At 40.4% G+C, this 11,590-nt stretch carries 12 protein-coding genes; 5 read left to right on the forward strand and 7 right to left on the reverse strand.

Annotated features, from left to right (window positions below):
- Positions 1-23 precede the first annotated feature (23 nt).
- The 5 genes from HGG78_RS01590 to HGG78_RS01610 all read right to left on the reverse strand — a co-directional run bounded on the left by HGG78_RS01590 (position 24) and on the right by HGG78_RS01610 (position 4,875).
- Positions 24-1,451 carry a hypothetical protein gene (locus HGG78_RS01590; protein WP_172531894.1) on the reverse strand — a complete coding sequence of 476 codons (1,428 nt, stop codon included), beginning with the start codon at positions 1,449-1,451 and terminating at the stop codon, positions 24-26.
- Positions 1,452-1,504: 53 nt separating this feature from the next.
- Positions 1,505-1,978 carry a hypothetical protein gene (locus HGG78_RS01595; RefSeq protein WP_172531895.1) on the reverse strand — a complete coding sequence of 158 codons (474 nt, stop codon included), beginning with the start codon at positions 1,976-1,978 and terminating at the stop codon, positions 1,505-1,507.
- A 58-nt stretch (positions 1,979-2,036) separates the two neighbouring features.
- A complete protein-coding gene (locus HGG78_RS01600; protein WP_172531896.1) occupies positions 2,037-2,594 on the reverse strand; it encodes a VC2662 family protein in 558 nt (185 codons plus the stop codon).
- Positions 2,595-2,871: 277 nt separating this feature from the next.
- Positions 2,872-4,509 (reverse strand): chaperonin GroEL, encoded by a 1,638-nt coding sequence (gene groL, locus HGG78_RS01605; protein WP_053309595.1) that lies wholly within the window; start codon positions 4,507-4,509, stop codon positions 2,872-2,874.
- Between the two features lie 75 nt (positions 4,510-4,584).
- Positions 4,585-4,875: a co-chaperone GroES gene (locus tag HGG78_RS01610; RefSeq protein ID WP_053309596.1), complete on the reverse strand. Its 291-nt coding sequence runs from the start codon at positions 4,873-4,875 to the stop codon at positions 4,585-4,587.
- Positions 4,876-5,126: 251 nt separating this feature from the next.
- Between HGG78_RS01610 and HGG78_RS01615 the strand changes: the two genes are divergently transcribed.
- Positions 5,127-5,744, forward strand: coding sequence for a helix-turn-helix transcriptional regulator (locus tag HGG78_RS01615; protein ID WP_172531897.1), 618 nt, complete (start codon positions 5,127-5,129; stop codon positions 5,742-5,744).
- A 115-nt stretch (positions 5,745-5,859) separates the two neighbouring features.
- The gene (locus HGG78_RS01620) at positions 5,860-6,198 is read left to right on the forward strand and encodes a DUF3135 domain-containing protein (RefSeq protein WP_172531898.1); all 339 of its coding nucleotides are present in this window, start codon (positions 5,860-5,862) and stop codon (positions 6,196-6,198) included.
- A gap of 47 nt (positions 6,199-6,245) precedes the next feature.
- Here the strand turns inward: HGG78_RS01620 and HGG78_RS01625 are convergent, their stop codons facing one another.
- On the reverse strand, positions 6,246-6,671 hold the full coding sequence (locus HGG78_RS01625) for a DUF805 domain-containing protein (protein WP_053309599.1): 426 nt from the start codon (positions 6,669-6,671) through the stop codon (positions 6,246-6,248).
- A gap of 51 nt (positions 6,672-6,722) precedes the next feature.
- Complete coding sequence (locus HGG78_RS01630; protein ID WP_053309600.1) at positions 6,723-7,070, reverse strand: 5-carboxymethyl-2-hydroxymuconate Delta-isomerase; 348 nt, start codon at positions 7,068-7,070, stop codon at positions 6,723-6,725.
- A 289-nt stretch (positions 7,071-7,359) separates the two neighbouring features.
- Between HGG78_RS01630 and tpiA the strand changes: the two genes are divergently transcribed.
- The 3 genes from tpiA to HGG78_RS01645 all read left to right on the forward strand — a co-directional run.
- Positions 7,360-8,133, forward strand: a complete 774-nt coding sequence (gene tpiA, locus HGG78_RS01635) for a triose-phosphate isomerase (protein ID WP_172531899.1) — start codon at positions 7,360-7,362, stop codon at positions 8,131-8,133.
- A gap of 134 nt (positions 8,134-8,267) precedes the next feature.
- Positions 8,268-9,626, forward strand: coding sequence for an MATE family efflux transporter (locus HGG78_RS01640; protein ID WP_171981459.1), 1,359 nt, complete (start codon positions 8,268-8,270; stop codon positions 9,624-9,626).
- Positions 9,627-10,524: 898 nt separating this feature from the next.
- Positions 10,525-11,590: hypothetical protein (locus HGG78_RS01645; protein WP_172531900.1), on the forward strand; the 1,066-nt coding region annotated here is incomplete at its 3' end.

Consider the following 11,590-nt stretch of genomic DNA (forward strand, 5'->3'; position numbering starts at 1 on the left):
CTTCAAGTAGGAAGAGGATATATTTAATTAACCAATTCCCATCCAATATGATCATGTGGTGCAACTTCACCAGCATTAATCCACCACTTACTGCGGTACTCTAAGTTATTAAATGGGTCTACCACTACAGTTCCAGCGTTAGGATAAGCCGTAAAATTATTCCAAACACCTTCAAGTGCCGCTTCTGGCTCACTAAATTCAGTTTCATAAATATTACAATCTGATTCCGTTGGTGCTACGGTAATTTGAATTGTCGGTTCATTACTTGGAGTAAAGTTATCAACAGTTTCAGCAAAAACAGTGCCAAATTCCGCCGAGCATTCCTGACCTTGATACGATAAAGTGACCATTGAAGCATCTAGTGGCAGCATTGTATGCGTATTTGGTGTTGCCCAACCGTTAACTAAAATCGTACCATCTGCATTTCGAACTACCATGTTCATTGAGTCTGACAAGACAGACTTATCCACGTAAACGGGAATAAACTTAGTTGCGTCAATAGCACCTTGCTCACCGAAAGTCCGCACTGGAACGCTAGTCAATACCGCTTCAAGAACCTTACCAAAATGCTTCGCGTATTTGATTTTGTTATCAACTTGCTTATTTTCAAAAACGTTGCGAACAGCTCTGGTTATTGTTTGAATTTCTTGGTTTGAATAAAAACCATAATTTTTCAATAGCTGGATATAACCGCGCAAATCATTCCATGTTAACGATGCATTATAAATTTTACCAGATTCAGAAAGTTGTTTAGAAACATCTGGGATCTGGCGAATATAGCGAGAACCAAAGTCATTCTGCTTTGTAAAGCAAGTCCAGTCATTTTCTAAATCCTGAGTGACGTTCATGCAGTGTTGGAAAGTCGCTTCATTTTTTAATGGCTGATCTTTCGCAGCGTAAGGACCACGATTATACATAAAACTTAATAACATAGAGAGTGCATCAGGGTCCTTTGCACCTTGCAAGAATTCATGGATACGGTTACCAGGTTCATTTTGCGCTGTTTCATTTTGTTGCCAAGAAAAAGCCCCCGTATTAATTGCAACAGCAGAAGCATTATAATAGGCACTGGTAATTGCAGAACCCAAAATATTACGGGCAGGCCCGTTATTAGAACTGATGGTATTTTCAGGATCCATAGCGGCAAATACGGCAGGGAACCCACCTTCAGCGGCACCTTGAAGCTCAGACCAAGCACTGCCAGGATATTCAACCTGAAGAACGCCATCATCATCACCATCACCCATTTCCGCAGAGGGTAAATCATCGCCTAATGAACTTTCTTGTAGTGCTTTCGAAACATAATAGTTTGGACCCATGTTTCTTTTGAAATATTCACCAAATGATTCACCGGTCGCAAATGGTTTATCTAAATCGAAAGTACCATTTTCTTTTTTTAGACCATATTGAATTTGAACCATACTCTGCATAGAGGCGTGAGCAAATGCCATTGCCCATAATTTATGCTCCAGTATTTTTCGATTAGAATCAGAATTCAATAAATTCAAGCTGACTTTATTTGGATAATTTTTTTCCAGTTAATTTCTCGTTGATCACATGTCGTTGGGTCTAAAACCAATTTATCGCCTTGAGCCTTAATATTACAATGATAATTCACTGTAGTTTGATCGGCTAATTTAAGACTATAATCAACGTTACCACTCTTAGTTGGCAATAATGCTTGATATTGTTCTAACGTAATAGACTCAGCAGAAATTGCACTCGTACAAAATAAAGCCGAAGCAATGCAAAAAGTTAACCTAGATAGTTTCATTTTATTTCCTAAAAATGTAAATTTAATTAACAATTTAAATTCAAACCAACTCACATTAGATAGAAAAATAACTTTCAATAAAACATAGCATTCGCCAATACCATTAAAAATCATAACTAGTATATTTTTATCGCAAACAGTACGATACCAATGTGAAAGAAATGGCATAATAAAGATAGTGGGAAATAAAAATGCTGCTAACAAAACGTTAGCAGCATCAAAAAATTGCTTACTATTTTATATTAACTTAGAAAATAAATAGTTATTTAGCAAAGTTAATTATAGGAAAACATTTAAAAAAACCATTGTCAGCACAGTTGATCAAACCAATTTGTACACCTTCAATTTTGGTTGTTTTATTGAATACGCCAACTTGAACCGTAGAGATTTCAGAGAAGTTAGCAGCACCAACATCAACCATGGTATTGCCTTCTGAATAGTTAACAAAACTCAAGTTTGCACCACGCACATCATTCGTTACGTTAACAGCACCGATGTTTGCACCCGAAGTTGTTCCTGTATTCCAGTTAAAGAATCCTAATGAAGCGCCCGTCATGTCTTGGTTAACTTTTGAAGCACCAAGAAGGCCAAGATTCACACCGGTGGTTGAATTGGTTTCAGAAAGACCAATAATGGCTAGATCAACACCTTTTACTTCATCGACTTTGCCATAAAGTGCAGCAACACGCAGACCTGATACAGCGCTTTCATCTGGCGCATTAAAATTATTGATCGAAGAAAACATCACTGGAGTACCAGCCATGACAACAGAAGATGATAAAGCCGCAGTAACCGCTAACATTGATAGTACTTTTTTCATAAATATCCCCACTGATAGATAAAACCTTACTATTGACTAAGTAAAGCCATTAAGTAATTGCCTAGCACAGAACGAAACTGCTTTCACCAAGCACTTAATTAAGAATCAACAACTCAGCCAATTTCCTTCCCCTCCAATGTAGGAGGTAACACTAAAAATGACAAGTCAAAGCCAGAAGTCTAAAATACCGCCTTCGAATAAACGTCAGAATTAAGACAATTATAAAAAAACCGGAGCCAAGCTCCGGTTCTTTACATTAGTGGGGATGATGCAAAATTTACATCATGCCACCCATTCCACCCATGCCGCCCATATCAGGCATGCCAGCAGATTCTTTCTGTGGTAAGTCGGTTACCATCGCTTCTGTTGTGATCATAAGCCCAGCAACTGACGCAGCAAATTGCAATGCGCTACGAGTCACTTTGGTTGGGTCCAAAATACCCATTTCGATCATGTCGCCATACTCACCCGTTGCCGCGTTATAACCGTAGTTACCTTCGCCTGCACGTACATTATTTGCGACCACTGACTCTTCATCACCAGCGTTGGTCGTGATTTGACGAATTGGCGCTTCCATTGCACGAAGTGCTACACGGATACCGACATTTTGCTCTTCGTTATCACCTTCAAGACCAGCTACTTTAGATGCCGCACGGATAAGTGCAACACCACCACCAGCGACTACGCCTTCTTCAACCGCAGCGCGAGTTGCATGTAACGCATCTTCTACGCGGTCTTTCTTCTCTTTCATTTCAACTTCAGTCGCAGCACCGACTTTTATTACAGCAACACCGCCTGCAAGTTTTGCAACGCGCTCTTGTAGTTTTTCTTTGTCGTAGTCTGAAGTTGCGTCTTCGATTTGTTGACGAATTTGAGCAACACGACCTTGAATAGCCGCTTCATCACCAGCGCCATCAATGATGGTTGAGTTCTCTTTCGTGATAGAGATGCGTTTCGCTTGACCTAGGTCTTCTAGTGTCACTTTTTCAAGCTCTAGACCGATCTCTTCAGAAATAACCGTACCACCAGTTAGCGTTGCGATATCTTGTAGCATCGCTTTACGACGGTCACCAAAACCAGGCGCCTTCACTGCAGCAACTTTCACGATACCGCGCATGTTGTTGACAACTAACGTAGCCAGAGCTTCGCCTTCCACGTCTTCAGCAATAATAAGCAGCGGACGAGAAGCTTTTGCAACAGCTTCTAATGTTGGTAGCAACTCACGAATGTTCGAGATTTTCTTATCAACCAGTAAGATAAATGGGCTTTCTAGTTCAACACTGCCCGCTTCTTGGTTGTTGATGAAGTATGGTGATAAGTAACCACGGTCAAATTGCATACCTTCGACAACATCAAGTTCGTCTTGTAGTGCTTGACCTTCTTCAACGGTGATTACACCATCACGACCTACTTTTTCCATTGCTTCAGCAATGATGTTACCTACACTCGTGTCAGAGTTGGCAGAAATTGTACCTACTTGAGCAATCGCTTTAGTGTCAGCACATGGTACAGACAGCTCTTTCAATGCTTCAACTGCTGCGATAACCGCTTTATCGATTCCGCGCTTAAGATCCATCGGATTCATACCCGCAGCAACTGCTTTTAGGCCTTCAGTGATGATCGCTTGCGCCAACACTGTTGCCGTCGTTGTACCGTCACCCGCCGCATCATTCGCTTGCGAAGCAACTTCTTTCACCATTTGAGCGCCCATGTTCTGGAACTTGTCTTCCAGCTCAATTTCACGCGCTACAGAAACACCATCTTTGGTGATGACAGGCGCACCAAAAGATTTATCTAAAACAACATTACGCCCTTTAGGACCAAGCGTTACTTTTACTGCGTCAGCTAGAACGTTGACACCTTCTAGCATTTTAATTCGTGCGTCGTTACCAAATTTAACGTCTTTAGCAGCCATCTTTAATTTCCTTTTCTTAATTCTGTTTTAATCAATCGTTTTTGAATTAGAGCAAAAATTACTCAATGCGCACTCTTACTCGACAATCGCCATAATGTCGCTTTCAGACATAATGAGCACTTCTTTACCGTCGATCTTTTCAGTTTTAGTGCCATAGCTTTCAGCGAAGATAACAGTATCACCTACTTTGACATCCAACGGTTGAACCGAACCGTTCTCTAGAATGCGGCCTTTACCTACTGCTACGATGGTTCCGCGAGTTGATTTTTCTGCGGCTGAACCAGTTAGAACAATGCCACCAGCAGATTTAGATTCAACTTCTTGGCGTTCAACGATAACTCGGTCGTGTAATGGACGAATGTTCATCGGTCGTCTCTCCTGATTTTATTTTCCGTGAGGTTTATGAAAGGCTGATTACTCAGCTCGTGACAGATATGTGGGGGGTGGTAAGTGCAATCCCAAGGGGGAAATAAGAATTTTTTGTGACGAAATTAACGAATTGGTCGTCAATAACTCATTAATGCGCACAAAACTAAACACTTACCTATGCGGCATAGTAAATGATTTGCTTTATTAACCTGCTTCTTCATAATAGATAAAGTTATGAGAGGAATACGATGAAAACCATTGATAGAATACTCCAAACCTTAAAACGTGATGGCGCAGTAACCGCAAAGCAATTAGCCGATGACTTAGGTATCACCACCATGGGAGCTCGTCAGCACCTACAAAGTTTGGAAGATGATGGCATTCTTACTTTTCACGATGTGAAAGTAAAAGTCGGGCGTCCTACTCGTCATTGGTCATTGACTCAAAAAGGCCATGATCAATTCGCAGATCGTCACGGAGAACTTACCATCCAAGTGATTGATGCGGTTGAACATTTGTTCGGTAAAGAGGGGCTTGCCAAGGTGGCCGCTGAACGCGAGGCTCAAACATTGGCGCAATATCAACAAGCGTTAATCAACTGCAAAAATTTAGAAGATAAATTGAATACCTTGGTTACCCTACGTGAGCAAGAAGGCTATATGGCGGAATTGGAATCAACGGAAGATGGTTTCATGTTAATCGAGAACCATTGTCCTATCTGCAAAGCCGCAACCCGCTGCCCTAACCTTTGTAGATCCGAACTGAATATCTTCCAAACACTGCTCGGTAGCGAACATTGCATTGAGCGGAGTGAGCATATTATTCAAGGTCAACGTCGTTGCACCTATAAAATTACCACTCGCTAGCATTGTCTCATATTTAAGAATTGCGCATTTCGTTCCAACACAGCACTCGTTCCTCAGTTATGCTTTGGGTGTGTTGATAAAATAATCAACATACCCAAATGTAAAGGAGTGACATATGGTGCCCCCTCAAAAACAGGCTTTACCCTCTTTTGATGAACTGGTTGAACTTGCACAGCACAACCCAGAAGCCTTTACACAACTAAAAAAAGACATTTGTGAGGAGTTGATTCTCTCTGCTTCGTTCAATATGCAAGATAGACTTTGGGCTCAACAAAGCCACATTGATTTAGTCGTCAGCCAGTGCAAAAATCCCATTCACACTAACGTCACCTTAATGCGCGAGCTTAGTCAACAGATGATAAAATTCCAAAATGCCTTAGATGGCGAATCTGAAAAAGAGAAGGTTAGCGCCGAAATCGTACCTTTCACACCTCGCGATAATGGATGGCGATAAACTTAAGCTGGCTCACAACGCCTGCTTAAGTTTAATCAAGTTTGAGTTTATTCTGCTTCAGGCCCATAGGCATTACTGCCTGGCGAACCTTTCATAAATCCACACTCAACCAGTATCCATACTCCGCATACTAGTGCGACTAGAGAAACCAAGGCTTCCATCATACCGGCTTGAGCCGCCACATCGGCATTGCCAATTGGCATCGTCATACGTCCCAAAACCAGCGGAACATTGAGCACTAACCACCACACTGACTTGTTTCGATCATGCCAACGCTTTGCTGTGATAGCCAAGTCAGGAATGAGCACAATCAACAAAAACACTGGCAAGATAAGGTAAGCAATATTGGGAAATATCTTATTAGCGACGGTAGCGAAACCGATAATCAACGCATAATAAGTGACGTTCCATAGCCAAAAAGTTTTTCGACCAATACGGCCTTGAAATGAAAATAGCAGTTCTTTAATCGACATTTTATTACCTAACAATGATTCATTTAACCTTAACTCAGATTAGAGATGAGGTTAATTTACGACCTTCTGGAAACTGTCTTTATCCATGTCTCGTACATTGATGGTCAAGCTTCTTACTTGACTAGCTTGCTGCTGCAAAACTTCCATCAACTGACGAGATAAGTCACGCTTTTGTTCTGGCGTTCTACCTGACAGTAATTCAAAACTAATATGAATAAAATCAACACTGTCACCCTCTTCACCAATAAACCAATGGTGGCAGCGCAACGCACGAGATTTAACCGAATCAGCATCAAATAACCCGCACTTCAGAGCCACATGGTGCAGATCTTCCAACAAACCTTGGACATTAACACGTTCATCTACCGAGTTTGAGTATTCCATAACAAGATTTGGCATTTGCATTCCTTTTATCGGTTATCTGATCTGTCATACGGAGTTAACCGTTTAGCATGATAAGTATTCTTTCGGATTATGGGTATAGCAACTAATCGAGCAAAATCCGAGTGATAGGCTACTATTCTGCCGATGGGATCACTGACAAGCTGCACAGACCATTGATGAAGATCCAATAAAGTCATGACTCGCATCATGATCTGCTGAGTTTTATCTGTTATATTCTTTCGCAATCACGTTTATTTTTTACATTCATTGGCTTTAATATTTGATAATTAATGGAGATATTCCTATGCGTCATCCTGTAGTTATGGGTAACTGGAAACTAAACGGCAGCAAAGAAATGGTTGTTGAACTACTAAACGGTCTTAACGCTGAACTTGAAGGCGTTACAGGCGTAGACGTAGCAGTTGCTCCACCGGCACTATTTGTAGACCTTGCTGAGCGTACGCTTACTGAAGCTGGTAGCGCGATCATCCTAGGTGCTCAAAACACTGACCTACACAACAGCGGTGCATTCACTGGCGACATGTCTCCAGCTATGCTTAAAGAGTTTGGTGCAACTCACATCATCATCGGTCACTCTGAGCGTCGTGAATACCACAATGAATCAGACGAGTTCGTTGCTAAAAAATTCGCATTCCTAAAAGAAAATGGCCTAACGCCTGTTCTTTGTATTGGTGAGTCTGAAGCACAAAACGAAGCTGGCGAAACAGTGGCAGTATGTGCACGTCAACTTGACGCTGTTATCAACACTCAAGGCGTTGAAGCTCTTGAAGGCGCTATCATCGCTTACGAACCAATCTGGGCTATCGGTACTGGTAAAGCGGCTACAGCTGACGATGCACAACGCATTCACGCTCAAATCCGTGCTCACATTGCTGAGAAATCTGAAGAAGTTGCGAAAAACGTTGTGATCCAATACGGCGGTTCTGTTAAACCTGACAACGCAGCAGCTTACTTTGCACAACCAGACATCGACGGTGCTCTAGTTGGCGGCGCAGCGCTTGACGCGAAAAGCTTTGCAGCTATCGCAAAAGCGGCAGCTGAAGCGAAAAACGCATAATTATTACGATCATCGTATTTCTTTAATTGAAAAAGGTCAGCTCTGCTGGCCTTTTTTATTGGCTAACATTCCCAACCTAGCCGCTAAGATCATAATCTTGTATCCTAGCGTTTTGCCTACCAAGCCTGTCAGTTATGCACCAACCCGCAAGCAACGATAAACACGGCCTACTTACAGCCCCCATTTCCGATGTGTTGCGTCAAATGACGATTCCGATGATTTTCGGTTTAGTCGCTATTTTGATGTTTAACTTGGTCGATACTTTTTTTATCTCACTACTTGGTACTCAATCTCTTGCCGCCATTAGCTTTACCTTTCCGGTCACCTTTGCCATTAATTGCATTACTATGGGCATTGGTATTGGTTTATCCACCAGCATTGGACGCTTGCTTGGACAAGGCGATGCACAAAATGCCGCGCGTTTTTCTAGCCATGGGGTCTTACTGGCCGTCATATTAGTGACGATCGCCTCCGTGATCGGTTTGCTTACCATTGAACCACTATTTTTACTACTTGGAGCAACGCACGAGCTCATTCCTCTCATTAAGCAGTATATGCAAGTATGGTATCTGACCATTCCGCTATTGGTTATACCAATGGCTGGTAACAGTGCGATTCGCGCGACAGGCGATACCAAAACACCGGCTAAAATAATGATGTTATCAGGCTTAATTAATGGTGTGCTCGACCCACTACTGATTTTTGGTTACGGGCCATTTCCTGAGTTAGGTATTCAAGGTGCGGCAATTGCAAGCGCCTTTAGTTGGCTAGGTGCTTTATGTGGTTCGTTTTACGTATTAGTCACAAGAGAGCGACTCTTAGCTTGGCCCTATTTGCCAACTTTATGGCATGATTGGAAACAGATATTAAAAGTAGGTACCCCCGCCGCTCTTTCCAATGCGATGAACCCGCTGTTGGGAGCACTATTGATGATAATGCTGGCCAGCCATGGAACAGCCGCAGTCGCTGCCTATGGTGCTGCGCAACGTATCGAGTCGATTTTAATTTTGGTGTTGATGTCTTTAACGTCTGCACTTACGCCTTTTATGGCACAAAATATTGGAGCCAAAAATACACAACGCAGCTTTGCGGGTTTATTTATGAGTATGCGTTTCTCGGTTGTTTTCCAATTGATGATTTTCGCAATGATGGTGCCACTGAGCATCCCTTTAGCGGCACTATTTTCACAAGAACAGTCAGTACGCGATCTTCTATGGCATTACTTACTTGTTGTCCCCTTTAGCTACGGCTTTCAAGGCATTGTGATGATGCTGATTGCTGGTTTAAACGCACTGCATAAACCGATACGAGCCTTTCAATGGAGCTTTATGCGGTTATTTGTATTTACCCTGCCAACAGCTTGGTTAGGTTCTTATTGGTATGGTGTTGAAGGGCTATTTATTGGCATTGCGCTAGGGAATGTTTCAGGTGGTATACTAGGCTATGTCTACGCGCTGCGTTTACGGCGCAACTGTCAACCGATAACTCAGTAATAGAGCCCCCAGTCGATGGCTTTATTTTAGTTCAATCGATACCAATAATAAGTCAATATCGTTCTATACCCAAACCACTTGGAGTTGCAGGTAGGCGGTAAGTAAATCCCCATGAGCATAGACAAACTATGTGAGTGGGGTGAGCAAACGTAGCCAGCACCGCTGCGGCTTCAAATAGAAAAGGATATAAGCTTACATATGCATACAAAAAACAATACGGAACTTTATATAACAGTCATCAATGGCCATGCTAACGATATTTTACCGATGAATCGACAGCGAATTTAATAAACAATTATAACCAATACACACCAACGACCACCAACACCAACAGACATCCAAATATTACTCGCTTTGCTCTCTTGTTGAATGGATCTTTAGTAGAGCAATAACAACAAACGTTTATTTCTGACGAAAGTAGCTCATGGCACGCCTTACAATAATTTAATTGCATAACGAGCATCCTATATAGGTGATTATGGAGAGTTCATTATACATATACGCTCTAGTAAGGAATTAAAAAAAAATTATTTTGGGGCTGCGCTGCAAATAAATTATGTTGTGTAAATTTTGATAATCTCCGTTATTGATTTGCACTTAAGGTGACCAAATCTCTACAATAGAAATAAAAGCATTTAAAAACAAACAATTAAATCGTTCATTAAGCATGAACTTCAAACATGCTTGGACAACTAAGGTCATTCACTCTCATCGTTATCCACACAATTAATCAACCACCTTGCAACATAAACCAAACAAAAAGTATGATTTTTTCATTTTACCCCCCTAAAAAATTAAGATATTTTGGGTTGTTTTTTTAATATTAAATAAATCGGAAATGGGTAAAGTGAGAAAATTAATTTTAATGCTATGTTTAATATTAAATTCCAATTCATTGATGGCAAATAATAAACTTACTACAACAGAAATAAATGAGCTATCCAATATAAACATAGAATTCGAAAATAAATACAATGATGCAAATATTGACAACCTAACTAAAAATTACAATAAGTTAAAGTCAGAAGTTCAAAGTATTAAAGAAAAAATCGATGATAACAAATATCATATTGCTGATAGTATGGAACTGATTCAGAGAGAACTGATTTCTGGAACTTCTAATGACGACCTTATATCCTCATTGAAAAATGCATCATCTTCTATAAAAGAATTAAATGAACAACTCAATGAAAGTGAAAACAAGTTAGAAATATCGCATCGTGATATGGAAAAGTCCAAAGGTTTATTATTGATAATAGAAAAGATAAAAAACCAAAAGATACTAGAACTATATAATAGAATAAAAACTAGATTAATCAATGAAGAATCAATCCTACATGAGCAAGAATACAGTGGAAAAATAAAATGTGGTTCCCGCGAAACGATTAGCTTGTGCATAGAAAGAAATCGACGTTCTATAGAGCAATCTTTTTCTTTAATGAATGGTGATATTGATTCTATAAAGATCAAATCTTTTGACTTTGTTGATGCATCTCTAGATATGCAAGGTGTTCTTAAATATAGCGTAAACACAAAATACACAAAGTTATTTTCGAAAGCAGATGAAAAAGCGATTAGACAAGAACTTGGTCTTAACAAGCACTTTTTATTGTTAACATCTAATGACGAAAATACTGAATATTATGTAAATAATGAATTCGCAGGAAAGGGAAAAGTCGTTGAATTTAGCGGTACTTTTTCTGGTGTTATCGATATTTTAGCCAAAAATGGCGATAAGAAAGAATCAATAAAGACAACTTCTTACTCGAAAAATGAATATCACTTTAAATTCTCAGCTAGAAACGGTAGTAAAGTAACAACTTCAAGTTACTCGGAGCAAGAGCAAGAGCAAGAGCAAGAGCAAGAGCAAGAAAATAAAACTCAAGAAGCAGCACATTCAAATGACGATACATCAGACATTGGTGTGGACTTAAATAAATTTCTAGATCCAATAAACATAATAG

The organism is Vibrio aestuarianus (assembly GCF_012395185.1).
Lineage (GTDB): Bacteria > Pseudomonadota > Gammaproteobacteria > Enterobacterales > Vibrionaceae > Vibrio > Vibrio aestuarianus.